We start from the raw sequence: 24,851 nt of genomic DNA on the forward strand, positions 1-24,851 counted from the left end.
CCGACTCCACCCCGCGACTCCGCCTCCCGGCGCCACCCGCACACCACCCCGCACCACCCGAGAACGAACGGACCCCATGACCGCCATCGCGCCTGCGCCGCTGCTGCTGACCAAGCGGCGCATCTGGATCATCTTCAGCGCACTGATCGCCGGGATGCTGCTCAGCAGCCTGGACCAGACGATCGTCTCGACCGCCATGCCGACCATCGTCGGCGAGCTCGGCGGTGTCGAGCACCAGGTGTGGATCACCACCGCCTACATCCTGGCCACCACCATCGTCATGCCGGTCTACGGCAAGCTCGGCGACGTGCTGGGGCGGCGGTGGCTGTTCATCATCGCCATCGCGGTCTTCACCGCGGCGTCCATCGGCTGCGCGTTCGCCGGGGACTTCTGGACCTTCGTCGTCTTCCGCGCCCTGCAGGGCCTCGGCGGCGGCGGGCTGATGATCCTGTCGCAGGCGATCATCGCCGACATCGTGCCGGCCAACGAGCGCGGCAAGTACCTCGGCCCGCTCGGCGCCATCTTCGGTCTCTCCGCCGTCGCCGGCCCGCTCCTCGGCGGCTTCTTCGTCGACCACCTCACCTGGCAGTGGGCGTTCTACATCAACATCCCGGTCGGGATCGCCGCACTGGTCATCGCGATCGTCGCGCTGACCCTGCCGACCAAGAAGGCCACGAACCCGATCGACATCCTGGGCATCCTGTTCCTCTCCATCGCGACGACCTGCCTGATCTTCTTCACCGACTTCGGCGGCGACAAGGACTACGGCTGGGGCTCGTTCGCGACCTGGGCGTGGGGCATCGGGATGCTCGCCGCGGCCGTCGCCTTCGTGATCGCCGAGGCGCGCGCGAAGGACCCGATCATCCCGCTGAGCCTGTTCAAGAACCCGATCTTCATCAACGCGACCGCGATCGGCCTCGCCCTCGGCATCGGCATGTTCGCTGCGATCGGCTTCGTGCCGACGTTCCTGCAGATGTCGTCCGGCACCTCCGCCGCGGCGTCCGGCCTGCTGATGATCCCGATGATGGTCGGCCTGATCGGCACGTCGATCCTGTCGGGCATGGCGATCACCAAGACGGGTCGGTACAAGCTGTACCCGATCCTCGGCACGATCATCACCGGCATCGCCATGGTGTGCATGACGACCCTGGCCGCCTCCACCCCGATCTGGCTGATCTGCGTCTACCTCTTCATCTTCGGCGCCGGTCTCGGCCTGATCATGCAGGTCGTCGTGCTCGTCGTGCAGAACGCGGTCCCGGCCGCGCAGATCGGCACCGCCACCTCCACGAACAACTACTTCCGCGAGGTCGGCGCCGCGCTCGGCACCGCCGTGTTCGGGACCCTGTTCACCACCCGCCTGACCGCGAACCTGACGGACGTGTTCACGAAGGCCGGCGCCTCGCCGTCCGATGCCGCCGGCGCCACGGCGACCCTCAGCCCGGAGGCGCTGAACAAGCTCCCCGAGGCCGTGCACACCGGCGTCGTCAACGCGTACGCCGACGCGCTCGCCCCGGTGTTCTGGTACCTCATCCCGTTCATCGTGGTGGCGCTCCTGTTGGCGATCTTCCTCAAGCAGATCCCGCTGTCCGACCAGGCCGGGCTCGTCGCCCGCGGGGAGGCGATCAGCGGTGAGGAGGCCGAGCGCCTGGAGGCCGAGCAGCGCGGCCGGGTGCCCGCCGGTGCCGGTGCGGGTTCGGGAGGCGCGACATCGGGAGGATCCGCAGGGGCGGGCGCCCCGGGTGCCGGGGGCGCGACCATCGCGCCGCCGACGGACCCTGAGGCCTGACCGTCCGTCCACCCCTCGTATCCACTTGGCGAGACACGCCGCCGTGGTGTGAGCGCAGACGGCGCGTCGTGACCATTGGATCGACCGCGGAAGGGGGCTAGCGTGTCCGCCATGAACGGGCTCACGGTCGACCGGCAGCTGGCCGCGCCTCCCGACCGCGTGTGGGAGGCGCTCACGGACCCGGACCGCCTCGCGCGCTGGTTCTGGCCCGCCCGGTTCGAGACGTCGGCCGCGTTGGAGGCGCGGGAGGGCGGTGCGCTCCGCATCGCGTCGGCGCCGGTCGGCATCGGCGTGACGGGGACCGTCACGGCCGTCGACCCCGGGCATCTCCTCGCGACGACCTGGCGGTGGGACGGCGAGGACCTCGAGACGCGCGTCACGATCGCGCTCACCGCCGACTCCGCCGGCACCCGTGTCACGGTCCGCCACGAGGGCTTCGCCGACGGGGAGGCCGCGGCCGACCACGTCCAGGGCTGGAACGACTGCCTCGACCGGTTGCGCGACGCGCTCTGAGGCGCGCGACCGTCGAGCCGGCCGGGGCGCGCTCCACCATCGCCCGGACACGAGCCGCCCTCCTGTCCTAAGCTGTTCCCCAGCGGCCCGCCTCCACCCGGCCGCCGGCCGGAAGGGGATGCCATGGGGACCATCGCAGTGCACGAGTTCGTCTCGCTCGACGGGGTCTTCCAGGACCCGAGCTGGACGGTCGACTACGGTTTCGATCCCGCGATGGGAGACGACCTCGGCCGCATCACCCGGGCCTCGGACGCCATCCTGCTCGGGCGCCGGACGTTCGAGATGTTCGCCCCGGCCTGGTCGACGCGCACGGCAGCGGACGACCCCGGAGCGCCGTTCTTCAACGACTCGCCCAAGGTCGTGGTCAGCGGCGGTCTGGACGACGCGGCGGCGGAGTCCGTCTGGCGCAATTCGCGCTCGCTCGGCGCGTACGACGCGGACCGGCTGCGGGAGTTCAAGGACAGCGTCTCCGGCGGCATCTACATCAGCGGCAGCGGCACCCTGGTGCGCGCGCTGCTCGCCGACGGTCTGATCGATGCGCTGCACCTGTTCGTCTATCCGGTCGTGCTCGGTTCGGGGGAGCGGCTCTTCCCGGAGGGCACGTCCACCGCGAAGCTGCGCCTGCGGCATTCCGACGCCTACGACAACGGCGTGCTGCACCTGCACTACGCACCGGCCTGAACCCCACCCTCCGCCCGCCCCTTCTTCCCTGCCTCCGACCCGGATTGCGGTCACGACCTGACCGCATGCCCGCCTAGCGTCGGAAGCGACAACTCCATCGGGTACGGATGTCGGCGACCCGCGCTACCGTAATCGTTGTTCGAGGGCACTCAGACAGCGGCGTCATGATCGCGGACCCACGGCGTCATGTTTGACTGGGGCGTTTGCGCCCCGGCCCACCCGGCACCTCACCAGCACTGCGACACTCAGGAATTCTCGTGACTCTTCTCCGAATGGCACTGCGGTTCGGTCGACCCTATTGGCGGTCGGCCCTCGCGGTCGTGCTCCTCCAACTGATCGCGACCCTCGCCGCCCTCTACCTGCCGACCCTCAACAAAGACATCATCGACAAGGGCATCGTCACCGGTGACACGGACTTCATCTGGTCCACCGGTGGGATGATGCTCATCGTCTGCTTCGTGCAGGTCGTCGCGGCCATCGCCGCCACCTACTTCGGCGCCCGGGCGTCGATGTCGGTCGGCCGTGACATCCGCCGCGCCTTCTACCGCAGGGTCGATTCCCTTCCCTCGCTCGACCTCGCCCGCTGGGGCATGCCGACGCTCATCACCCGCAACACGAACGACGTGCAGCAGGTGCAGATGCTCGTGCTGCTGACCCTCAACTTCATGGTCTCCACGCCAATCATGTGCATCGCCGGAATCGCGCTCGCGGTGAACGTGGATGCCGGTCTCTCCTGGCTCATCTGGGTCTCGGTGGCCGTGCTGTTCGTGGTCGTCGGCGTCCTGGTCTGGCTGCTGTTGCCGCTGTTCCGCGAGATGCAGGAGCGCATCGACGGCGTCAACGGCGTCATCCGCGAGCAGATCGTCGGCATCCGCGTGATCCGCGCGTTCGTCCGTGAGAAGTTCGAGGGTGTGCGCTACGACGAGGCGAACCTCGCACTGACCCGGGTCTCCGTGCGGGTCGGCAACATCTTCGTGCTGATGTTCCCGATCATCATGCTGATCCTCAACGCCGCCACCGCCGCCGTGCTCTGGTTCGGCGGGCACCGTGTGGACGCGGGCGACATCCAGATCGGAGCGCTCACCGCGTTCCTGCAGTACCTGCTGCAGATCCTGACAGCGGTGATGATGGGGGTCTTCATGGCCATGATGATCCCGCGCGCGATGGTCTGCGCCGAGCGCATCGACGAGGTGCTCAGCGCGACGCCGTCGCAGCAAGGCGGGGGAGTCGGCGCGCAGCTCCCGGCGAACGGCCGGGTGGAGGTCGAGGGCGTCACCTTCGGCTACCCCGGCGCCGAGAAGCCCGTGCTCAGCGACGTGTCGTTCACGGCCGAACCGGGACAGGTGACCGCGATCGTCGGATCCACCGGCTCCGGCAAGTCGACGCTCGTGTCGGTGATCGCCAACCTGTTCACGCCGCAGAGCGGACACGTGCGCATCGGCGGGGTCCCCGTCGACTCGCTCAGCCGGCAGCAGTTGGCGGGACAGCTCGGGCTCGTCCCACAGCGCCCGTACCTGTTCTCCGGCACGGTGGCGACGAACCTCCGATTCGGGCGTCCCGACGCCACGGACGACCAGCTGTGGGAGGCGCTGCGCGTGGCGCAGGCCGAGGACTTCGTCCGGGCGAAGGAGCACGGCCTCGACGAGCGGATCTCGCAGGGAGGCACGAACGTCTCCGGCGGCCAGCGTCAGCGGCTCTGCATCGCGCGGGCGCTCGTCGCGCAACCCACGGTGTTCCTGTTCGACGACTCGTTCTCGGCGCTCGACGTCGCGACCGACGCGCGGCTGCGCGCCGCGCTCGCGGAGTCCACGGGCGACGCGACGGTCATCGTCGTCGCACAGCGTGTGTCCACCATCCGGGAGGCCGACACGATCGTCGTGCTCGACGACGGCCAGGTCGTCGCGCGCGGCACCCACGACGAACTGCTCGAGACCAGCGAGACCTATCGCGAGATCGTCGAGTCCCAGCTGAGTCTGGAGGTGGCCTGAGATGGCGCGCGACACAGCGGCCGGGCGGCCGAAGAAGAAGCAGACCGAGGCCGATCGTGCGGCGCACGAGTCGGCCGTCGAGGCGACGCTGGAGGAGGTCGACTACGAGTACGAGCCGTCGGCGTCCGACGGCGACATGTTCGGCGACGCCCCGGCGCGCAAGGCCGAGAACTTCTGGCCGTCGTTCAAGCGCCTGCTCGGCCTTCTGAAGACCGAGTGGGTCGGGATGACGTGGGTCACCCTCCTGGTGACCGTGTCGGTCGTCCTCATCGTGATCGCACCGCGCATCCTGGGCAACGCGACCGACGTGATCTTCCAGGGCGCCGTCGGCACGATCGACTCGAAGGGCACGTTGATCCCGGGGACCGGCATCGACTTCGTCGAGCTGGGGCGCCTCTTGATGATCGTCCTGGCGATGTACATCGCGGCGTCCCTGCTGCAATGGTGGCAGGGCTACATCCTGAACGCGCTCGTCATGCGGGTGGTCTACGGCCTGCGCCGCGACATCGAGGACAAGCTCAACCGCATCCCGCTGCGCTACTTCGACGCCCGCCAGCGCGGCGACCTGATGTCACGCGTGACGAACGACGTCGACAACATCCAGACCGCGCTGCAGCAGGCGTTCTCGCAGCTGATCCAGTCGGTCCTGATGGTCGTCGGCATCGGCATCATGATGTTCATCGTGTCGTGGCAGCTCGCCCTGATCGCCCTCATCTCCATCCCGCTCTCCGGCATCATCGCCGGGGTGATCGGCAGCCGGTCGCAGAAGCTGTTCAAGCAGCAGTGGGCGTCGACGGGCAACCTGAACGGTCACATCGAGGAGTCGTACTCGGGTCTCGACCTGGTGCGCTCGTTCGGTCGCGACGGCGTGATGCTGGAGGAGTTCGACTCCCGCAACCAGAAGCTCTACCGCTCGATGGTCGGTGCGCAGTTCGTGTCGGGCATGATCATGCCGGCGATGAACTTCGTCTCCTACCTGTCGTACGTGCTGATCGCGGTCGTGGGCGCGCTGCGCGTGGTCTCCGGCCAGATGACGATCGGCGACGCGACGGCGTTCATCCAGTACTCGCGCGAGTTCTCGCAGCCGATCGGCCAGATCGCGGGCATGGCGAACATGCTGCAGTCCGGCGTCGCGTCGGCCGAGCGCACCTTCGAATTCCTGGACGCGGAGGAGCAGTCGCCCGACCACGAGACGCGGCACCTGCCCGCTCGCGCCGACGGCCGGGTGGAGCTGGAGGACGTCGAGTTCTCCTACGACCCCGCCGTGCCGCTGATCCGCGATCTCAGCCTCGCCGTGAAGCCGGGGCAGACCGTCGCGATCGTGGGGCCGACGGGTGCGGGCAAGACCACCCTGGTCAACCTCATCATGCGGTTCTACGAGTTGAACGGCGGCGCCATCCGACTCGACGGCATCGACACCACCGAGCTGTCGCGCGCCGAGCTGCGCGGCCAGGTCGGCATGGTGCTGCAGGACGCCTGGCTGTTCTCGGGCACCATCCGCGAGAACATCCGCTACGGGCGCCTCGACGCGACGGACGAGGAGGTCGTGGAGGCCGCCAAGGCCACCATGGTCGACCGGTTCGTACGCCAGCTGCCCGACGGGTACGACACCGTCATCGAGGCCGACGGCGGCAACGTCTCGGCGGGCGAGCGGCAGCTCCTGACGATCGCGCGCGCGTTCATCGCGAACCCGTCGCTGCTCATCCTCGACGAGGCCACCTCGTCGGTCGACACGCGCACCGAGCTGCTCGTGCAGCACGCGATGGCGGCCCTGCGCACGGACCGCACGTCGTTCGTGATCGCGCACCGCCTGTCGACCATCCGGGATGCGCACACCATCCTGGTCATGGAGAACGGCAGCATCGTCGAGCAGGGCGACCACGCCACGCTCCTCGAGCGTCGAGGCGCCTACTACGACCTCTACATGACGCAGTTCCACGGCGCCGCGGCCGAGGCCGACCCCGCGCCCGAACCGGACTCCGCCGAGATTCCTGCGTAGCGGTCGCGCACGCGGCGAAAAGTGCGCCGTCTCCGTGTGAGACGGCGCACTTTTCGCACTCTGGGCGTCGCGCTGCAGCGCGACCGGTGACTAGGCCAGTGCGCCGATGGCGAAGCTGACCGAGCCCTGCTCGTCGACCTGGGCGTCGAGGACCTTGTCGTCGAGCGCGGCCGCGGCTCCCTGCTCCAGGAAGAGACGGGCGCCTCCGGCGTCGACGATCTGGTCGGCGGGGTCGGGCGTCTCGGAGACGGCGGCGGCGAACGCCGTGTGCTCCGGGTTGCTGCTGCTGATGCGCAGTCCGGCGTCGTCCGCGGGGGACTGGTCGGTGAGGGTCTTGACGATCGTGCTGGCGTTCTCAGTGAGGGTGAGCATGAGCTCTCCTTCCGGTCGATGGCTCCAGGCCGTTCGATGGCCCCAGGAGCCAGCCACGTTCCCGCGGCCCCGGTGGGGCCGCAACCCCGAGGGACGGCATTGCCAGGAAACACTCACGAAGGCTCGGCAGCAGGCCGTTTCCGCGACAGAATGAGCGCATGACGGACTCCCACGACTGCTGTGCGCCGTCCCGCGCCGACCTTTTCCTCGGTGCGCGACCCGACGGGGTCCCGGCGGTGGCCGGGGGAGGCGGCCGGCACCCGATCGCGCAGGCCACGGTCCCCGCGCAGACGTTCACCATGGGCGACGCTCACGGAGACGATCGCTGGCACGACGGCGAGACGCCGCTGCACCCGGTCACGCTGGCGTCCTTCGCGATCGACACCACGAGCGTCACCAACGCGGCCTTCGCGGGCTTCGTCGACGCCACCGGCTATCGCACCGAGGCGGAGACCTTCGGCTACTCCGCCGTCTTCCACCTGGCTCTGGCGGCCGACGACGAGGACGTCCTGGGCCAGCCCCCGCAGACGCCGTGGTGGCTGGGCGTCGCCGGAGCGGACTGGCGTCACCCGGGCGGCCGCCATTCCGGCATCGACGGGATGAAGGAGCACCCCGCCGTCCACGTCAGCTGGAACGACGCCATGGCGTACTGCGCCTGGGCCGGCCGTCGCCTCCCGACGGAGGCGGAATGGGAGGCGGCGTCGCGCGGTGGCCTCGAGGGCGCCCGCTACCCCTGGGGCGACGACCGCGGCGGTGCCGAGGAGGAGCCCGGAGGCTGGCGTGCGAACATCTGGCAAGGTGCATTCCCGCACCGGAATACGATCGCGGACGGCTTCCTGACCACGGCGCCCGTCCACACCTTCGAGCCCAACGCCTACGGTCTGTGGCAGACCGTCGGCAATGTGTGGGAGTGGGTCGCGGACTGGTACGACCCGGGCTACTACGCCGTGTCGCCGACCGCCGACCCGCAGGGCCCGGAAGCCGGGGCACAGCGCGTGATGCGGGGTGGATCGTTCCTCTGCCACGACTCCTATTGCAACCGGTACCGCAATGCCGCGCGCTCCTCGAACACGCCGGACTCGTCGATGGCGAACACCGGGTTCCGCACGGTGGCGCTCTGACCACCGTGCGCCGACCGCCGACCCCTAGGCGAGCGCCGCGAGCAGTTCGCGGTTGAACGCGGGCAGGTCGTCCGGCTTGCGCGAGGAGATCAGGGGGAACGATCCGTCGTCGACGACGACCTCCTCGTCGACCCAGGTCGCGCCGGCGTTGCGGTAGTCGGTCTGCAGGCTCGGCCAGCTCGTGATGCGCCGCCCGTCGACGACACCCGCTTCCACCAGCACCCAGCCGCCGTGGCAGATCACGGCGATCGGCTTGCCGGCGGCCGCGAACGCTTGCACCAGCGCCACCGCTCCGGGGAAGGTGCGCACCTGGTCGCCGTTCGCGACGCCGCCGGGCAGCACCAGTGCCGCGAAGTCGTCGGCCGATGCGGCATCCAGCGTCACATCGACCGGGAAGCGGTCCGCCGGGGTCAGATGCTCGAAGGCCTGCACCTCGCCGGCGGCCTTGGAGATCAGCCGCGGGACGCCGCCCGCGTCGGCCACCGCCTTCCACGGCTCGGTGAGTTCCGCCTGCTCGATGCCCTCCGGTCCCACCAGGAAGGCGATTGCACGTCCGTCCACTGTCATGAGGACTCCTCTCGTCCCTCCACACCTACGCCGGGGGAGCGGGAGAATGAACCCATGACGAGCATCCCCCAGGTCCCTCTCAACGACGGCGGCAGCATCCCGCAGCTCGGCTTCGGTGTGTACAAGATCCCGGAGGCGGAGACGGTGGATGCGGTCGTCGCCGCGCTCGACGCGGGCTACCGCCACATCGACACGGCCGCCTTCTACGAGAACGAGCGCGGTGTCGGTGAAGGCATCCGGCGCTCCGGACTCGACCGCGGCGACATCTACGTGACGACCAAGGTGTGGTGGACCGACAACGGCTACGACTCGACGCTGCGCTCCTTCGACGCGAGTCTGGACCGGCTGGGCTTCGACACCGTCGACCTGTTCCTCATCCACTGGCCGGCCCCGAAGCACGACAAGTACGTGGACACCTGGCGTGCGCTCGAGCGGATCCGCCGGGAGGGCCGGGCCCGCTCGATCGGCGTCGCCAACTTCCACACCCACCACCTCGACCGGCTCGCCGCCGAGACCGACGTCGTCCCGGCGGTGAACCAGGTGGAGCTGCACCCGTGGCTGCCGCAGGCGGAGGTGCGTCGCTACGACGCTGCACACGGCGTCGTGACGGAGGCGTGGTCGCCGCTGGCGCGCGGCCGTGTGCTCGGCGACCCCGCCCTGGACGCGCTCGCGCGGAAGCACGGCGCCACACCGGCGCAGATCGTGATCCGGTGGCAGCTGCAGCTCGGCAACGTGGTCATCCCGAAGTCGTCGACCGCCGCCCGCATCCGCGAGAACCTCGACGTCTTCGGGTTCACCCTGGACGCGGACGACCTCGCTGCGATCGCCGCGCTCGAGACGGGGGAGCGGACGGGGAAGGACCCGGACGACCTGGGCTGACCGGTGCGCACGCGCCCGGCGGGGTGAGCGCGGTGCCCCGGGACGACCGCTGCTGCGCGCCGCGCCGCGGTCGTCCCGAACGACCGCGGGCAGGTTCCGCCGACCGTGGCCGGCGCCACGCTCACGACGGTGGCGCGGCAGCCTCCGATCGACCGGGGCCGCCCGGACGCCCGACGAGGGTCGTGATCCAGCCGGCGGCGACGATGCCGGCGGCGACGAGCAGCACCGTCGCGCCGCCGAGGGCGTCGAAGACGAGCCCGCCCGCGAACGCGCCGACCGCGATCGAGCCGTTGAAGACACCGGACCACATCGCGGAGCTCCGCTCGACCTGAGCGGGATCGGCGGAGCGGATCCAGGCCTGGGTGGCGACGCTGATGCCGCCGTACCCGGCGCCCCAGAGGGCGAGCACAACGAAGACGCTCGCGATCCCCGCGACGGCGATGGGGAGGAGGCCGATCCCGAGAGCGATCGCACCGAGGGTGAGGAGGAGTGCCATGCGCGGGCGACGGGCCGTGACGGGGCCGACGACGAGGTTGCCGATGATGCCGGTCAGACCGAACGCTGCCAGCGCCGCCACGATGAGCGCCGGGGTGATGGCAGGGTTGGTCTCGAGGACCGGTCGGACGTACGTGTAGGCCATGAAGTGCCCCATCACCACGAGAGCGGTGATGACGAAGCCGGTTCGCACCCCGCGGTCGCGCCACGGGAGGAACATGCCGGCGAGACGCGCGCGCTCCACGACGGGGAGCCGCGGCATCGCCAGCAGAGCGAAGAGCGCGACGGCCGCACTCAGCGCGGCGATCGCCCAGAACGCGGCGCGCCACCCGGCGAGTCCGGCGATGAAGGTCCCCGCGGGCAGGCCGAGGACCATCCCGATCGAGACGCCGGAGAAGATCGTCGTCATGGCCCTGCCGAGGTGGGCAGGATCCGCCAGCCGCGGTCCGAGCCCGCCGGCGGACGCCCAGACGACGCCCATCGAGACGCCGATGAGGACGCGCGCGATCGCGAACATGGCGAAGCTGCCGGAGACGGCGCTGGCGGCGTTGGCCAGCACGAGCAGCGCCAGGAACCCGGCGAGGAGCGTGCGCCGGTCCCGGCGGCCAGCGATCAGCGGCGTGAGAGGTGCCACGATCGCCGCCATCACGCCCGTGATCGTGAGGGACATGCCGGCCAGACCGGGGTTCACCTGAAGGTCCGCCGCGATCGAGGGGAGCAGTCCGACCGGCATCATCTCGGCGGTGACGACCGTGAAGGTCGACAGCGCCACGGCGATCACCGGAGGCCAGCGGAAGGCCGGGGCGACGGAAGGGGCAGGGGCGGGTGCGGGCGCGCGGGCGGGGGTGGTTCGGTGGATCGGCATGGAGGCAGGGTTCTTTCGTGTGGCATCGACAGAGACATACGCCGCGTATGTGAGTGAGGCTATTGGCATACGCCACGTATGTCAATTCAGCTGCGGCGCACCGGTGGGTTAGGCTGAAGCCCCACCCGGACCACCACGGAGAACCGATGGCTGCGACCTCCACCGCGAAGAAGACCGATCGGCGGTCGCGCGCGCAGATGATCGACGAGACGCGGGACCAGCTGCTCTCCGCCGCCCGGGCGCACTTCGCGGAGCACGGGTACGCGGCGACCTCCATGGACGACCTGACGGCCTCCGTCGGGCTGACCAGGGGCGCCCTCTATCACCATTTCGGTGGCAAGCAGGGTCTGCTGGACGCGGTCGTCCGCCGGCTCGACGCCGAACTGTGCGTGCAGCTCAGGGAGGTCTTGAGCGACCACGACGACCCCCTCGTCGCGCTCGACGAGCGCAGTCGCGCCTACATCGAGAAGACCCAATCGGTCGAGTACCAGCGGATCATGTTCACCGACGCCCCGGCCGTCATCCCGGACGCGGTCGAGGAGACGGCGGCCGCGTGCATAGCGACGCTGGCGGAGGTCGTCGATGAGGCCCGGGAGCGCGGCATCGTCGCGGAGCACGTGTCGCCGGTGGCCATCGCGACCATGCTGAACGGGGCGCTCGCGGATGCCTCGCGGTGGGTCGCCGCCGCACCGGAGGCGGACGCGTCGCGCCGCCGTCGCGTCGCGATCGAATCCGCATCCGCGCTCATCGGAGGGTTGCGCACCGCGCGGTAGCCCCACCCCCCTCCCGCCGTGCCGCCCTGCCGCCCCGCCGCCCCGCGAGCGCGGTGCTGCGGGACGACCGCTGCTGCGCGCCGCGCCGCGGTCGTCCCGAACGACCACAGACACGCCGAGGCGGTGCGTGTCGGGACACGCAGTGCGGGGCCGTCGGTACGCAATCGGGGAGGCGCGGCCCCGCGCATCTGCGTCGCGACCGCCGCACTTCGCTCCGCCGCCGCCCCTTCGGGGCCCCACCCTGCCTATCCTTCTCGACGTGAATCACCCGATCCCCGTCGACCCGACCCGTGAAGCCCTGCTGCGCCGACCCAACGGCGTCAGCCTCCTGCAGGTGTTCCTCGTCGACGGCGTGGCACCTGCGACGGTGACCCTCCCGTCGCCTCTGCCGACCGGAGGGTGCGATCGCTACCGACTCGTCCTCAGCTCGCCGACGCGCTTGGAGTACGTGCGCGAGGAGACGGTCGCCGCCGCGGCCTGACGCGCCCGCTCCGCGCTCGTGAGTGCGGTCCTGCGGGACATCCGCGGTCGCGCGCCGCACCGCGGTCGTCCCGAACGGCCGCGGTCGTCCCGAACGGCCGCGGTCGTCCCGTACGACCGCGGACACCGCACCGCAGCGCCGGCCGGGCGTCGCCGCGCGCTACTCCCCGGTCGGGTGCGCTCCGATCACGTCGAGCATCCAGGCGAGCGAGAACGCGCGCTCGCGCCATGCCGAGTACCGGCCGGAGACGCCGCCGTGCCCGGCGGCCATCTCGATCTTGAGCAGGGCGTCGGCGCCTGCCACGTCGCGCAGCTTCGCGACCCACTTGGCGGGCTCCACGTAGAGCACCCGGGTGTCGTTCAGGCTGGTGACCGCGAGGATGCGCGGGTAGTGCGTCTCGTGCACGTTCTCCAGCGGCGAGTACGACTTCATGTAGGCGTACACGTCGGAGTCGTGCAGCGGGTCTCCCCACTCGTCCCACTCGATCACCGTGAGCGGGAGCGACGGATCGAGGATACTGGTCAGCGGGTCCACGAACGGCACCTCGGCCAGCACCCCGGCGAAGTACTTCGGTGCGAGGTTGGCGATGGCGCCCATGAGCAGGCCGCCCGCGCTGCCGCCCTGGGCGACGAGGCGGTCGGGGGAGGTCCAGCCTTCGTCGATGAGGTGCCGCGCGCTGTCGACGAAGTCGGTGAAGGTGTTCTTCTTGTGGAGCTTCTTGCCGTTCTCGTACCAGAGCCGGCCCATCTCGCCTCCGCCGCGCACGTGCGCGATGGCGAAGACGACGCCCCGGTCGAGGAGGCTGAGGCGCGGGATGCCGAACGACGGGTCCATGCTGGCCTCGTACGATCCGTAGCCGTAGAGCACCAGCGGAGCCGGCTCGCCCGGGGTCACCAGGTCGGTGCGGTAGACGAGCGAGATCGGGATGCGCGTGCCGTCCGCGGCGGTCGCCCACTCCCGCTTCTGCGCGAACAGCGCAGGGTCGAACTCGCCGAGCACCGGCTGCTGCTTGCGCAGCGTCAGCTCGCGGGTGCGCACGTCGTAGTCGTAGACGCTCGACGGGGTGACGAAGCTGCCGTACCCGAGCCGGAGCGAGGGCTGGGTCCACTCCGGGTTGCCGCCGACGCCGACGGTGAAGAGCTCCTCGTCGAAGTGCAGCTCGTGGAGGGTGTCGTCCTGCGATCCGCCGTCCTCCGGGATGCACGCGACGGCCACACGGGTGAGGCCCTCGCGCCGATACTCCAGCGCCACGAAGTCGCGGAACGCGTCCACGCCTTCGATCCGGACGGTGGGGTTGTGGGCGAGGATCGTCTTCCTGGGCCCCTGGGGGTCCTCGGCGGAGACGCTCACCAGCTCGAAGTTGACGGCGTTCTCGTTGTGCACGATGAGGAGGCGGTCGTGGCCGTTCACGACGGCGTGCTCGAGGTCGTACTCGACACCCTCGGTCCGCGGCCAGACCACCGTGAACTCCCCGGTCGGGTCATCCGACCGCAGGAGCCAGGCTTCGCTCGTGACGTTGGAGCCCGCCTCGATGACGAGGAAGCGCCGGCTGCGGGTCAGCCCCACACCGATCCAGAAGCGCTCGTCGGGCTCGTGGAAGACCTGGACGTCGTCGATGTCGGCGCCGTCGCCGACCCGGTGCCGCCACACGGTGTCGGGGCGCCAGGCGTCGTCCACCGTGGTGTAGAAGATGAACGCGCCGCTCTGGTCGAACAGCGCGCCAGTGCCGGTGCCCTCGATCTCGTCCGCGAACTCCCCGTCCGCTGTCAGGGAGCGCACCCGGACCGTGTAGCGCTCATCGCCCTCGGTGTCGACGGCGTAGAGGAGGCGGGTGCCGTCCGCGCTCACGTCGAAGCTGCCGAGCGCGTAGAAGTCGTGCCCCTCGGCCTCCACGTTGTCGTCCAGCAGGATCTGCTCGCCCGGGAGGCCGGCGACCTGGGCCGCGTCGTCGAGCGCCGGCGGCTCCCAGTCGTCGGGGGAGGCGATGGGGGCGCGGCAGTGGATGCCGTACTGCTTGCCCTCCACCGTGCGGGTGTAGTACCACCAGTCGCCCTCGCGCACCGGAACGCTGAGGTCGGTCTCGCGGGTGCGGCCCTTGATCTCCTCGAAGATCTGCTCGCGCAGCAGCGACAGGTGCTCGGTGCGCGCGTTGGTGTACGCGTTCTCCTCGTGCAGGTGCGCGAGCACCGCCGGGTCATCCTTGTCGCGCAGCCACTCGTACTCGTCGATGTACACGTCTCCGTGCTGCAGGCGTTCGGTCGGCTTCTTCGCGGTGGTGGGCGGGGTGAGCATGTGCTCAGGCTACCGGGCCGCCCCGCAGCAGGGATGCGAGGGCGGTCAGCCGGGCGTGCACCCGCTCGAGGTCGGCCGGAGCGGCGAGGCTCGCGCGCGCCTGCCGGAGGGCGTCGCGGAGCTGCTCGCGCTGTTCCGGAGACCGGTGCCCCTGATCAGCTGCCCCGAGGCACGTGCCGAGCGTGGGACCAAGAGCGGTACCCAGTGCGCTCGCCGCGTCGATGCAGTCGATGGGCTGGATGCGGTTCCCGCCCAGCAGCCGCCTCGCCCGGTGGGCCGGGGCGAGCTCCTCGACCCGGCGGAGCGCCGAGCGGAAGGAGGCCGCACGCTGCGCCCGGTCGTCCGGGCCGGCCGTGAGCACCGCCCCGAGCGCGATCAGGAGGTCGGAGAGCCGCCGACGCAGCACATCCGTCGATCGCACCGGGAGCACGAACCAGGCCGCGCCGATCCCGAGCCCGGCGCCCACCACGATCGCCAGCACCCGTTCCAGCAGCAGGCCGGCCTCCCCGGCGGCCGGTGTCGTGCCGAACAGCTGCTGCAGCACGGTCAGCACCACGGTCACCGCGAGCGCCCAGAAGGCGTAGCTGTAGGAGCGCAGCCAGGTCCCGGCGAAGAGGGCGACGAACACGACGACCACCGCCGCGAAGCCGCTCGCCTGCGGTGCGGCGGCAGCGAGCCCGAGCGCCAGCACGGTGCCGCCGATCGCACCCGCCACCCGCAGCGCGCTCGTGTGAAGCACGTCCGCCCGGCCCCGGTTGCCGGAATTGACGATGAACGCGGTGAGCACGACCCACATCGCGTGCTGCGGGAACACCAGCCCGCCCACCACGAACGCCGCCGCGAGCGCGACCGCCATCTGGACGGCCATGCGCGTGCTCGCGGGCAGCCGGCGGGAGGGTGCGCGGGTCGCCTCCCGGCCGCGGGGAGGGGACGCCGACGTGCCCGGCGCGGGAGCCGTCGCCGCCGACGCCGCGCCACCGGGCGCAGTGCCGAGGCGCAGCAGCCCGGCCACCTCTCGGGCCACAGCGACCCAGAGCACCGCCACCACACCGGCGGCGGCCGTCAGCAGGGCGGCCTCCCACCAGGGCGTTCCGGAGGCCGCGGGGACGACCGGCACGACCAGCACGGCGGTCAGGGGCAGTGCGACGAGGGCCCCGAGCCGGGCGGCGGACGGTCCGAAGCGGCGAAGCCAGATCGGGACGCTCATCCCGCCGATGTAGAGCAGCGCGCCGACCGGAGGCAGCACGACGAGCAGCCAGCCGACCCCCGCCGCCGCGACGCCGATCACCGGCAGCAGGGCCGCCGATCGGACGAACTCCCTGCGGCCCGGCACGCTCTGGCCGGGCACGCTCTGGCCGGGCCCGCTCTGGCCGGGCACGCTCTGGCCGGGCACGCTCTGGCCGGGCACGCTCTGGCCCGGCACGCCGCGGCCCGAGACGCTGCGCCGTGCGAGGCTGAGGGCGACCACCGTGGCGAGCACCGCGGGCGAGCCCGCGGCGGCCGGTCCCGCGAACGCGGCCACAGCCAGCCAGACCGTCGCGCAAGCGGCTGCAGCGGCGGCCGTGGTGATGAGGGCCGCCAGGCCGAGCCGCAGGTGCTTCACCCGGTCATCTTCCCACCGGGTCCCGGAGGCGGAGCGCCGCGGTCAGCGTGCGGCGCCGAAGGCCAGCAGTCCCGCGCCGGTGCGCCCGGCATCGCCGCCGAGCGCGCTCTGCACGATCGCGGGGGCGGCGCGCCAGGCGAGGCCGGCGCGCACCTTCCGCTCCAACGGTCCGAACATCGCGTGGCCCGCTTGCGAGACGCCGCCGCCCAGCACGATCACGCCGGGGTCGAGCATCAGCGTCATCGTCACCAGCCCCTGTGCGAGCACGGTCACGGCCTCGTCCCAGATCCGGTCGGCGAGCGGGTCGACGCCGAGCCGGCCGACGATCGCGCGAGCGCTGAGCGCGTCCCCGCCGGCCTCCGCGTAGCGCCGCGCCACCCCGGCGCCGGACATGTAGACCTCCAGGCAGCCCCGCTGGCCGCAGGTGCAGGGCTCTCCGCCGGGGATGACGGGGATGTGACCGAACTCGCCCGCGGCGCCGGAGGCGCCGGTGATGGTGCCTCCCGCGGTGACGAGGGCGGCCGCGACGCCGGTCCCGATCGGGATCAGCACGAAGTCGTCGAACCCGCGGGCCGCGCCCAGGCTGCGCTCGGCGAGACCGGCGGCGCGCACATCGTGGCCGACCGCGACCGGCAGCCCGAGCCGGGACTGCAGGATGTCGAGCAGCGGCACGTCGCGCCAGTCGAGATTCGAGGCGTAGTGGACGATGCCGCGCTCCTCGTCGAGGATCCCGGGTGTCGCGACTCCGGCGCCGACGACCTCCTCGGGGGCGATGTCGCGCAGATCGTGCAGCAGGGTCACGAGGGCGCCGAGGATGTCCGCGGTGGGTGTCGGGCGGGTGAGCTCGGCGACGACGGTGCCGCTCTCGGACACCACGGCGCCCTTCATCGCCGTGCCGCCCAGGTCGACCGCCAGAGCCAAGGGGCCGCCGCTCACGCCGCGACCCCGCGCGCGGCCTCGGCGACGGCGGCGACGACCGCCGAGGACGTGACCTCCCGGTGCCCGTCGTCGTACCCGCTGCGGACGTGGGAGGCGCTGGGAGCCTGCTCCGCGGCGCGCAGGTGCACCTCGCGGACGCCTGTCCGCCGCACGAGGTCCGCGACGTTGCCGGGGCGGACGCCTCCCCCGGCGAGCACAGCGATCCTGTCGCCGGCCTGCTCGACGAGAGTCGCGAGCTGCACCGCCCCCTCGGGTGCGGTCGCCGCGCCGCCCGAGGTCAGCACGCGCCCGATCCCGAGCGCGATCAGCTCCTCGAGGGCGGCGGCGCGGTCCGGGGTCTGGTCGAACGCCTTGTGGAACGTCACCGGCGCGTCGCCGCACGCGTCCACCAGCGCCCGGGTGGCCTCCACGTCGACCGTGCCGTCGGGCCGGAGCGCCCCCACGACGAAGCCGAGCGCCACCGCGGCCGGGCGGTCCAGGTCGAGGAAGGCGCGGATGTCGGCGATCATCGCCGCCAGCTCCTCGTCGTCGAAGACGAAGTCCCCGGGCCGTTGTCGGATCAGGACGTGCACGCCGACACGGGTGGCGAGCGCGAGCGCGCGGGAGACCGTGCCGATCGACGGAGTGAGGCCGCCGGTGGCGAGGGCGGCGCAGAGCTCGATGCGATCGGCCCCCGCCTCCTCCGCGCGGCGCACGCCGGCGAGGTCGTCGAGGCAGATCTCGATGACGGTCACGCGAGGCGGTCCAGGGCCGAGACGAGGTCGGCGCCGAGCTCGATCCGGCCGACCGGGACGCCGCCGCCGAGCACGGGGAGCTCCACCAGCGGGAGGGCGCCGTCGATCGACGTGCCGAGGGCCTCGAGCACACGCAGGGCGATGAGTGTGGTGGCGCGCGGGCTGCCGTCCACGATCTTCATCGAGACCGCGGTGCCGTCCGCGGCGGCGACCCCGATGACGCCTTCGGCGCCGCCCTTGGCGAGGGCGCCGGGCACGCCCTCCATCAGGGCCGAGTTCTGGTGGCCGGTGCCGCCGACGTAGAACGGATGAGCGCGCATGGCATCCGCGACCGCGCGCTCCGGCGTTCCCGGCTCGGCCTGCACGAGCCGGCCGAACGCCCGCGCCACGCCGCGCACCGTCGTGCCGAAGAGCGGGGCGCCGCAGCCGTCGACGGCGTCGTGCGCGACGGGGACGCCGGTCAGCTCCGCCATCGTCGCCCGGACGTGCTGCTGCAGCGGATGCGCGGTGTCGAGGTAGCCGGCCGTGTCCCAGCCGTTCGCCGCGGCCGCGAGGATCATGGCGGCGTGCTTGCCGGAGCAGTTCATCCGCACCCGCGCGCGGGGCTCGCCGGCGCGCACCAGGCGCTCGAACGTCCCCTCGTCCTCGGGGCGGTCGACGGGGCAGCCGAGGGCGTCCTCGTCGAGGCCTGCCCGGGCGAGGAGCTCCCGGACCACCCGCACGTGCTCGTCCTCGCCGGTGTGGCTCCCCGCGGCGATCGCGAGCTCCGGGCCGGCCAGCTGCGCGCCCGCCGTCAGGCAGGCGAGCGCCTGCAGCGGCTTGACGGTGCTGCGCGGCAGGATGACCGCGTCTGGGTCGCCGAGTTCGAGCAGGGTGCTGCCGTCGGGGGCGAGGGCGACGAGGCTGCCGAAGTGGCGGCTCTCGATGATCCCCGAGCGACGGACGGCGGCGAGCTCGGCGAGGGCTCCGGCGGGGAGGCTGACGGTGCTAGGCATGGGACTCTTCCTGGTGCGGGGCCGCCGGTAGGGGCGGGAGGGGTGGCTGCGTGGAGGGTGTGCGCCGCGATCCGCGGCGCGTCCCCCGGCGGGGCCCGCGCTGCAGTCGTGACGCGAGCGCGGAGAGGCTGCCGTTGACGACCAGGTAGATGACGGTCACGGCCACATAGGTGGGGATGAGCAGGTGCAGGTAGGAGGCCAGCACCTGTCCGCGGTAGAGCAGCTCCGTGAAGGCGACGATGTAGCCGAGCGAGGTGTCCTTGAGCAGGCTGACCAGCTGGGTCACCAGTGACGGTGCGACGTTCCGCAGCGCCTGCGGGAGCACGACGAAGCGGGAGGCCTGCGAGGGCCGCATGCCGAGGCTCAGTGCCGCCTCGCGCTGCCCGCGCGGCAGGCTCAGCACACCGGCGCGGACGATCTCCGCGAAGACCGCCGAGTTGGCGATCGTCAGCGGGACGACCAGCTTCCAGAGCGTCGGAAGGTTGATGCCGAGCTGGGGGAGCCCGAACAGCATGAGGTAGATCATCAGCAGCACCGGGATGGTGCGTGCGACCTCCACGTAGAAGCCGCACAGCCAGCGCACCGGCCGCAGCCTGCTGAGGCGGCCGAGCGCGAGCAGGATGCCGAGGGCGCTGCCGAGGACGGCGACGATGGCCGCGGCCTCGAGGGTGCCGAGGAGGCCGACGAGCAGGTACTGCCAGATCGCCCACTCGGTGAACGGCGCCCAGCGCTCCGGCGCGAATTGGCCGTGGGAGGCGAGCTGCCAGATCCCGTAGCCGATCACGATGGCGAAGACGACGCAGCTGATCAGCGAGCCCAGCAGGATGTTCCGTCGGCCGCGCGGGCCCGGGGTGTCGTACATGAACGAGGCGGCATACGTCCGCTTCGGTCGCTTCGCCGGCGCGGGACGGTCGGGGATGAGCTGGGCGGTCATCGGGCGATCGCCACCTTTCGTTCGACCCAGCCGGCGGCCAGGCCGATGGCGAGCGCGATGGCCATGTAGACGAGGCCGGCGCTGGAGAAGATCAGGATGGGCTGGGCGGCGACGAGGTTCACCTTGTTGACCTCGGCCGTCAGCTCGACGACGCCGACCGCGGCGGCGAGGGCGGTGTTCATCGCCAGGGCGATCATGACGTTGCCGATCGGCTGCACGACGGCACGCAGCGCCTGGGGGACGACGACCAGCCGCAGCGTCTTCGCCAGGGTGAAGCCGAGCGCGCGGGCCGCCTCCACCTGGCCGACGGGGACGGTGTTGACGCCGGAGCGCACCGCCTCGGCCACGTAGGCGGCTTCATAGACGGTGAGGACGATGATCGCCGTCGGGGTCAGCGGGAGCAGGAGGCCGGCGTCGGGAAGGGCGAAGACGGCCAGCAGCAGGAGTGCCAGGAGGGGCACGTTGATGAAGAACTGCACGTAGAGGAAGGCCGCGGTGCGCAGGATCGGGATCGGGCTGACGCGCGCGATCGTGATCAGCACGCCGAGCACGATCGAGCCGACACCGGCGACGACGGCCATCAGCAGCGTCGTGCCGAGCGCCTGGACCAGCGGTCCGAGGTTGTCGATCAGGGGGTTCATCGCTCGCTCACTCGTGAGAGAAAAGGGGGAGGGCGGGACCGGCGAGCCGGTCCCGCCCGGTGGCTCAGGAGCCGGGGACCGAGCCGATCTTCGGCGGCGTCGGGATGTCCGAGTCGGTCACGGTGCCGAGCGTGGTCTTCCACGCCTGGCCCCACTGGCCGCCCTTCTGGATCTTCGTCAGCCAGTCGTTGACGAACGACTTGAAGTCGGAGTCGCCGTGCTTCAGGCCGATGCCGTAGGGCTCCTTGGTGAACGGCTGGCCGACCACCTTGATCTGCTTCTCGCTGGCCGCGTCGCTCGCGAGCAGCGTGTAGTCCTGGACGTACGCGTCGCCGCGGCCCTGGATCAGCGCCTGGACGGCGGCCGGGTCGGTCGCGAACGCGGTGACGGTCGCGGTCGGGGCGATCTTCGGCACCTCGGTCACGGCCGGGGTGTTGGCGCCCACGATGACGGTCTTGCCGTCGAGGTCCTTCGAGCTGGTGATGTCCTTGTTGTCGCTCTTGACGGCGACGGCGAGGCCGGACTCGAAGTACGGACCGGCGAAGTCGACCTGCTGCGCGCGCTCCTCGGTGATCGTGTACGTGTTGAACACGACGTCGACGGTGCCGTTCTGCAGCATCGCCTCGCGGGTCTCGCTGGCGGGCGGGACGATCTCCACGTTCGGCTTGCCGAGGATGTAGATCGCGAGCAGCTTGGCGAGGTCGGCGTCGAAGCCGGTCACCGAGTCGGGGTTGGTCGGGTCCTGCTGCGAGAGCAGCGGGGCGTCGAGGGCCTCGGCGACGATGAGCTTGCCGCGCTTCTTGATCTTCTCCATGGTCGAGCCGGAGATGATCAGGTCGGCCGAGGCGACCGGGGCTCCCGAGAAGACGGCGTCGGCGGAGGCCGACGAGCTGGAGCCGGCGCCGGGCAGGCTGGTGGTGCCGGACGAACAGGCGGTGACGGCGAGCGTCACGGCCGCGAGCAGGGCGCCGGCGAAGGCGGCCTTCCTGCGGGTCGTGCTGCGGGTCATGGTGCATCCCTTTCTGAGTCGGACATGTCGTGGTGCGGGTGGAGCCGGGTGCTGCGGTGGAACCGGTGGTGCGCAGGCCTCAGTGCGACAGCACGGAGGCCAGGAACGATCGCGCCCGCTCGGAGCGGGGCGAGTCGAAGAATTCGGCGGGCGTCGCCTGCTCGACGATCTGCCCGCGGTCCATGAAGACGACGCGGTCTGCCGCACGGCGGGCGAAGCCCATCTCGTGGGTGACGACGATCATCGTCATGCCCTCGCGGGCGAGGGAGGTCATCACGTCCAGCACCTCGCCGACCATCTCCGGGTCGAGGGCGCTGGTGGGCTCGTCGAAGAGCATGACCTTGGGCTGCATCGCGAGCGCCCGTGCGATCGCCGCACGCTGCTGCTGGCCGCCGGAGAGCTGCGCCGGGTGGCTGTGCGCCTTCTCGGCGATGCCGACCCGGTCGAGCAGCTCCATGGCCTGCTTCTCCGCGTCGGCCCGCTTCACGCCGCGGACCTTGATCGGTGCCAGAGCGACGTTGTCGAGCACCGTGCGGTGGGCGAACAGGTTGAACGACTGGAACACCATGCCGACCTCGGCACGCAGGCGGGCGAGGGCGGCGCCCTCTTCGGGCAGGGCCTCGCCGTCGACCAGGATCTCGCCGGAGTCGATGGTCTCCAGTCGGTTGATCGACCGGCAGAGCGTCGACTTGCCGGAGCCGGACGGACCGACCACCACGACGACTTCGCGGGGAGCCACGTCGAGATCGATCGTCTTGAGCACGTGCAGCTCGCCGAAGTGCTTCTCGACGCCGCGCAGGCTGACCATGGGCCGTGCGTTCGGGGCTTCCATCGCGTTCCTCGCATCATTGTCGGGCAGATTGCGATGAGCGTACTAAGTAATCGAAGTTCGTGCAATTTTGATTTTGGTTGATTCGAAATCGAAGAAAGTGACTACACTATCCTCATCACCAGCAGCGCGTCCGAGACCGCGCCAGACGAGGGGGACGCGCGGATGACGACCAGCACGTCGAGCAGCACAGGGACCGGCACAGGGACCGGCACAGGGACCGGTCCGGGGAACGGATCCGGGGCCGGCGCCAGGACCGCGGCGCAGGACACTCTGCCGCCCTTCCCCTCGACGGCATCGTCGGGCCCGGGCGGCGTCCTCGACCTCGTGCGTTCCGGGCGGGCGTCCTCGCGTGCCGACATCGCCCGGCACACCGGCCTCTCGCCCTCCACGGTCGCCCAGCGAGTGGACGCACTCCTGGCCGCCGGCTACCTGCGCGAAGCGGGCGAGGGAGTCTCGCACGGCGGGCGCCGGCCGCGCGCCCTCGAGGTCGACCCGAGCACCGGTGTGGTGCTCGCGGCGGATCTCGGCTCCCATCACGCCACATTCGGGCTGTTCGACCTGGCGGGCCGGCTGCTGGTGTCGCGTACCGATCCGATGGACATCGGCGCGGGCCCGGACCATGTGCTCGGCTGGATCGCCGCGGTCGCCGAAGACCTCCGCTCCGCTCACGCCGACCCCGGCCAGGTGCTGCGGGGCTACGGGATCGGCCTGCCCGGCCCGGTCGACTCGACGAACGGCCGTATGGTCTCGCCGTCGCGGATGCCCGGCTGGAACGGGCTCGACGTCGCCTCCGAGCTCCAGGCGCGCACCGGCCTCCCCGCGGTGGCCGACAACGACGCCAACCTGATGGCCCTCGGTGAGCACGACGCGCTCGGGGGCGGCACGGAGCAGCTCGTGTTCGTCAAGGCCGGGTCGAGCATCGGCTGCGGCATCGTCGCGTTCGGCGGCGTCTACCGCGGACATCACGGCATGGCGGGCGACATCAGCCACGTGACCGTCCCGGGCGCCCCGGAGATCCTCTGCTCCTGCGGGCGCATCGGCTGCCTCGACGCGGTCGCGGGCGGGGCGGCCATCGTGCAGGCGCTCCGGCGCGAGGGGGTCGATGTCGCCGACACCCGCGACATCCTCGCGCTGGCCAGGGACGCCCACCCGCTGGCGACGCTGATGCTGCGCGAGGCGGGGCTGCGCACCGGCGGCGTGCTCGCCACGATCATGAACTTCTTCAACCCGGAGCGACTCGTCCTCGGCGGGATCCTCGGCGAGGCCGAGGCGTTCGTCGCCGGCGTGCGCTCGACGATCTACTCGGACTGCCTGCCGATGATCACCGATCAGCTCGACATCGCCATCACCGTGGCGAAGGAGGAGGCCGGCATCCGCGGAGCGGGTCGGCTCGTCCTGAACGCGCTGTTCGACCCGGCGCAGATCGACCGGGCGGTCCGATGACCCACGCGGTCGCGATCGTCGGCGCCGGCCGGATGGGCCGGGCCCACGCCGCGGCCTGGGAGGCGCTCGGAGTCCCGGTGCGCTGGGCGGTCTCCCCCCGCCGTCGGCCGGTGCTCGCCGCCGCCCCGGCGGCCCGCTGGGCCACGGATCTCGATGAGGCCCTGGACGACCAGGCGGTCACGATCGTCTCGATCTGCACCCCGACGCCCACCCACGCGGACCTCGCCGTCCGCACGCTCGACGCCGGCCGTCATGTGCTGCTGGAGAAGCCGATCGCGCTCACGCTCGCCGATGCGCACCGGGTCGCCGCGGCGGCGGAGCGCGCGGCCGGGGTGCTGCTGGTCGCCCACGTCGTGCGCTTCTTCCCGGGCTACGCCGCCCTGCACGAACGGGTGGAAGCAGGGACGATCGGCCGGCCTCGACTGGTGCACGCCTCCCGCCTCTCCGCCGCATCGGGCGAGGCGGCCTGGCTGGAGGACGAGGACGCGTCGGGCGGACTCGTGGTGGACTTCGCGATTCACGACGTCGATCAGGCGAACGCGCTGCTCGGCTCACCCGTCGCGGTGACCGCGGTGCGGACGCCGGGCAGCGGATTCGGTGCTCCGGTGGCGCTGACCGTCGAGTACGCAGGCGGCGGGCTCGCGCAGATCCAGGCCGCCGCCGACCTTCCGCCCGGAACGCCGTTCCGGACGACGCTCGAGGTGGTCGGGGAACGGGGGATCGACGCCATGGCCGAGCTCCCCGGCGACCCGTTCCTGGAGCAGGCGCGCTCCCTGCTCTCGTGCGCCGAGACCGGCGCGCGGCCCGCTCGCGTCCCGGTCGAGGCGGCCGTCGACGCGCTGCGGGTGTGCCTGGCGGCCCGGGAGTCGGCGCTCACCGGCTCGCGGGTGCTCCTCGCCGAGTAGGGTG

The 24,851-nt window shown here is 71.5% G+C and carries 23 protein-coding genes; 11 read left to right on the top strand and 12 right to left on the bottom strand.

Annotated features, from left to right (window positions below; all coding sequences use genetic code 11):
• Window positions 1-76 precede the first annotated feature (76 nt).
• From U870_RS0103225 to U870_RS0103245, 5 genes are all read left to right on the top strand, one after another.
• The gene (locus U870_RS0103225; protein WP_025155978.1) at window positions 77-1,786 is read left to right on the top strand and encodes an MDR family MFS transporter; all 1,710 of its coding nucleotides are present in this window, start codon (window positions 77-79) and stop codon (window positions 1,784-1,786) included.
• Window positions 1,787-1,897: 111 nt separating this feature from the next.
• Entirely contained in the window at window positions 1,898-2,299 is a 402-nt protein-coding gene (locus U870_RS0103230; protein WP_025155979.1) for an SRPBCC family protein, read from the top strand.
• A 123-nt stretch (window positions 2,300-2,422) separates the two neighbouring features.
• A complete protein-coding gene (locus U870_RS0103235; RefSeq protein ID WP_025155980.1) occupies window positions 2,423-2,980 on the top strand; it encodes a dihydrofolate reductase family protein in 558 nt (185 codons plus the stop codon).
• Between the two features lie 257 nt (window positions 2,981-3,237).
• Entirely contained in the window at window positions 3,238-4,968 is a 1,731-nt protein-coding gene (locus U870_RS0103240; protein ID WP_025155981.1) for an ABC transporter ATP-binding protein, read from the top strand.
• Between the two features lies 1 nt (window position 4,969).
• A complete protein-coding gene (locus U870_RS0103245) occupies window positions 4,970-6,967 on the top strand; it encodes an ABC transporter ATP-binding protein (protein ID WP_025155982.1) in 1,998 nt (665 codons plus the stop codon).
• A gap of 90 nt (window positions 6,968-7,057) precedes the next feature.
• Here the strand turns inward: U870_RS0103245 and U870_RS0103250 are convergent, their stop codons facing one another.
• On the bottom strand, window positions 7,058-7,339 hold the full coding sequence (locus tag U870_RS0103250; RefSeq protein ID WP_025155983.1) for a Fe-S cluster assembly protein HesB: 282 nt from the start codon (window positions 7,337-7,339) through the stop codon (window positions 7,058-7,060).
• 158 nt (window positions 7,340-7,497) lie between these two features.
• Here U870_RS0103250 and U870_RS0103255 point away from each other — a divergent pair, with 158 nt between their 5' ends.
• Window positions 7,498-8,460, top strand: a complete 963-nt coding sequence (locus U870_RS0103255) for a formylglycine-generating enzyme family protein (protein ID WP_025155984.1) — start codon at window positions 7,498-7,500, stop codon at window positions 8,458-8,460.
• Window positions 8,461-8,484: 24 nt separating this feature from the next.
• Here U870_RS0103255 and U870_RS0103260 read toward each other — a convergent pair whose 3' ends face one another.
• Window positions 8,485-9,027 carry a type 1 glutamine amidotransferase domain-containing protein gene (locus U870_RS0103260; protein ID WP_025155985.1) on the bottom strand — a complete coding sequence of 181 codons (543 nt, stop codon included), beginning with the start codon at window positions 9,025-9,027 and terminating at the stop codon, window positions 8,485-8,487.
• Between the two features lie 54 nt (window positions 9,028-9,081).
• Here U870_RS0103260 and U870_RS0103265 point away from each other — a divergent pair, with 54 nt between their 5' ends.
• Window positions 9,082-9,906 carry an aldo/keto reductase gene (locus U870_RS0103265; RefSeq protein WP_025155986.1) on the top strand — a complete coding sequence of 275 codons (825 nt, stop codon included), beginning with the start codon at window positions 9,082-9,084 and terminating at the stop codon, window positions 9,904-9,906.
• A gap of 121 nt (window positions 9,907-10,027) precedes the next feature.
• Here the strand turns inward: U870_RS0103265 and U870_RS0103270 are convergent, their stop codons facing one another.
• Window positions 10,028-11,266 carry an MFS transporter gene (locus U870_RS0103270; RefSeq protein ID WP_025155987.1) on the bottom strand — a complete coding sequence of 413 codons (1,239 nt, stop codon included), beginning with the start codon at window positions 11,264-11,266 and terminating at the stop codon, window positions 10,028-10,030.
• Window positions 11,267-11,412: 146 nt separating this feature from the next.
• On the opposite strand from U870_RS0103270, the gene U870_RS0103275 reads away from it, so the two are divergent.
• The gene (locus tag U870_RS0103275) at window positions 11,413-12,039 is read left to right on the top strand and encodes a TetR/AcrR family transcriptional regulator (RefSeq protein ID WP_025155988.1); all 627 of its coding nucleotides are present in this window, start codon (window positions 11,413-11,415) and stop codon (window positions 12,037-12,039) included.
• 259 nt (window positions 12,040-12,298) lie between these two features.
• Window positions 12,299-12,520: a hypothetical protein gene (locus tag U870_RS0103280; protein WP_025155989.1), complete on the top strand. Its 222-nt coding sequence runs from the start codon at window positions 12,299-12,301 to the stop codon at window positions 12,518-12,520.
• A gap of 159 nt (window positions 12,521-12,679) precedes the next feature.
• Here U870_RS0103280 and U870_RS0103285 read toward each other — a convergent pair whose 3' ends face one another.
• From U870_RS0103285 to U870_RS0103325, 9 genes are all read right to left on the bottom strand, one after another.
• Window positions 12,680-14,812: a S9 family peptidase gene (locus U870_RS0103285; protein ID WP_025155990.1), complete on the bottom strand. Its 2,133-nt coding sequence runs from the start codon at window positions 14,810-14,812 to the stop codon at window positions 12,680-12,682.
• A 4-nt stretch (window positions 14,813-14,816) separates the two neighbouring features.
• A complete protein-coding gene (locus U870_RS0103290) occupies window positions 14,817-16,415 on the bottom strand; it encodes an FUSC family protein (RefSeq protein WP_025155991.1) in 1,599 nt (532 codons plus the stop codon).
• Window positions 16,416-16,457: 42 nt separating this feature from the next.
• Window positions 16,458-17,351 (bottom strand): ROK family protein, encoded by an 894-nt coding sequence (locus U870_RS0103295; RefSeq protein WP_025155992.1) that lies wholly within the window; start codon window positions 17,349-17,351, stop codon window positions 16,458-16,460.
• Entirely contained in the window at window positions 17,348-18,088 is a 741-nt protein-coding gene (locus U870_RS0103300) for a copper homeostasis protein CutC (RefSeq protein WP_025155993.1), read from the bottom strand. Before U870_RS0103300 ends, U870_RS0103295 begins: the two co-directional genes overlap by 4 nt.
• Window positions 18,085-19,083 carry an asparaginase gene (locus U870_RS0103305; protein ID WP_025155994.1) on the bottom strand — a complete coding sequence of 333 codons (999 nt, stop codon included), beginning with the start codon at window positions 19,081-19,083 and terminating at the stop codon, window positions 18,085-18,087. Before U870_RS0103305 ends, U870_RS0103300 begins: the two co-directional genes overlap by 4 nt.
• Window positions 19,076-20,017 (bottom strand): amino acid ABC transporter permease, encoded by a 942-nt coding sequence (locus U870_RS0103310; protein WP_025155995.1) that lies wholly within the window; start codon window positions 20,015-20,017, stop codon window positions 19,076-19,078. The genes U870_RS0103305 and U870_RS0103310 overlap by 8 nt, the downstream gene beginning before the upstream one ends.
• The gene (locus U870_RS0103315) at window positions 20,014-20,658 is read right to left on the bottom strand and encodes an amino acid ABC transporter permease (RefSeq protein WP_025155996.1); all 645 of its coding nucleotides are present in this window, start codon (window positions 20,656-20,658) and stop codon (window positions 20,014-20,016) included. Before U870_RS0103315 ends, U870_RS0103310 begins: the two co-directional genes overlap by 4 nt.
• Before the next feature lie 64 nt (window positions 20,659-20,722).
• Window positions 20,723-21,667, bottom strand: coding sequence for a glutamate ABC transporter substrate-binding protein (locus tag U870_RS0103320; protein WP_025155997.1), 945 nt, complete (start codon window positions 21,665-21,667; stop codon window positions 20,723-20,725).
• Between the two features lie 79 nt (window positions 21,668-21,746).
• A complete protein-coding gene (locus U870_RS0103325) occupies window positions 21,747-22,499 on the bottom strand; it encodes an amino acid ABC transporter ATP-binding protein (RefSeq protein WP_025155998.1) in 753 nt (250 codons plus the stop codon).
• Window positions 22,500-22,661: 162 nt separating this feature from the next.
• Here U870_RS0103325 and U870_RS0103330 point away from each other — a divergent pair, with 162 nt between their 5' ends.
• Window positions 22,662-23,942, top strand: coding sequence for an ROK family transcriptional regulator (locus tag U870_RS0103330; RefSeq protein ID WP_025155999.1), 1,281 nt, complete (start codon window positions 22,662-22,664; stop codon window positions 23,940-23,942).
• Window positions 23,939-24,847, top strand: a complete 909-nt coding sequence (locus U870_RS0103335; protein ID WP_025156000.1) for a Gfo/Idh/MocA family protein — start codon at window positions 23,939-23,941, stop codon at window positions 24,845-24,847. The genes U870_RS0103330 and U870_RS0103335 overlap by 4 nt, the downstream gene beginning before the upstream one ends.
• Window positions 24,848-24,851 lie beyond the last annotated feature (4 nt).

This window comes from Leifsonia aquatica H1aii (assembly GCF_000633535.1).
Classification (GTDB): Bacteria; Actinomycetota; Actinomycetes; order Actinomycetales; family Microbacteriaceae; genus Leifsonia; species Leifsonia aquatica_A.

Coding starts and splice junctions, on each gene's coding strand:
- U870_RS0103225 (WP_025155978.1), top strand. CDS start 77: ATGACCGCCATCGCGCCTGCGCCGCTGCTGCTGACCAAGCGGCGCATC.
- U870_RS0103230 (WP_025155979.1), top strand. CDS start 1,898: ATGAACGGGCTCACGGTCGACCGGCAGCTGGCCGCGCCTCCCGACCGC.
- U870_RS0103235 (WP_025155980.1), top strand. CDS start 2,423: ATGGGGACCATCGCAGTGCACGAGTTCGTCTCGCTCGACGGGGTCTTC.
- U870_RS0103245 (WP_025155982.1), top strand. CDS start 4,970: ATGGCGCGCGACACAGCGGCCGGGCGGCCGAAGAAGAAGCAGACCGAG.
- U870_RS0103250 (WP_025155983.1), bottom strand. CDS start 7,339: ATGCTCACCCTCACTGAGAACGCCAGCACGATCGTCAAGACCCTCACC.
- U870_RS0103255 (WP_025155984.1), top strand. CDS start 7,498: ATGACGGACTCCCACGACTGCTGTGCGCCGTCCCGCGCCGACCTTTTC.
- U870_RS0103260 (WP_025155985.1), bottom strand. CDS start 9,027: ATGACAGTGGACGGACGTGCAATCGCCTTCCTGGTGGGACCGGAGGGC.
- U870_RS0103265 (WP_025155986.1), top strand. CDS start 9,082: ATGACGAGCATCCCCCAGGTCCCTCTCAACGACGGCGGCAGCATCCCG.
- U870_RS0103270 (WP_025155987.1), bottom strand. CDS start 11,266: ATGCCGATCCACCGAACCACCCCCGCCCGCGCGCCCGCACCCGCCCCT.
- U870_RS0103275 (WP_025155988.1), top strand. CDS start 11,413: ATGGCTGCGACCTCCACCGCGAAGAAGACCGATCGGCGGTCGCGCGCG.
- U870_RS0103285 (WP_025155990.1), bottom strand. CDS start 14,812: ATGCTCACCCCGCCCACCACCGCGAAGAAGCCGACCGAACGCCTGCAG.
- U870_RS0103305 (WP_025155994.1), bottom strand. CDS start 19,083: ATGCCTAGCACCGTCAGCCTCCCCGCCGGAGCCCTCGCCGAGCTCGCC.
- U870_RS0103310 (WP_025155995.1), bottom strand. CDS start 20,017: ATGACCGCCCAGCTCATCCCCGACCGTCCCGCGCCGGCGAAGCGACCG.
- U870_RS0103315 (WP_025155996.1), bottom strand. CDS start 20,658: ATGAACCCCCTGATCGACAACCTCGGACCGCTGGTCCAGGCGCTCGGC.
- U870_RS0103320 (WP_025155997.1), bottom strand. CDS start 21,667: ATGACCCGCAGCACGACCCGCAGGAAGGCCGCCTTCGCCGGCGCCCTG.
- U870_RS0103325 (WP_025155998.1), bottom strand. CDS start 22,499: ATGGAAGCCCCGAACGCACGGCCCATGGTCAGCCTGCGCGGCGTCGAG.
- U870_RS0103330 (WP_025155999.1), top strand. CDS start 22,662: ATGACGACCAGCACGTCGAGCAGCACAGGGACCGGCACAGGGACCGGC.
- U870_RS0103335 (WP_025156000.1), top strand. CDS start 23,939: ATGACCCACGCGGTCGCGATCGTCGGCGCCGGCCGGATGGGCCGGGCC.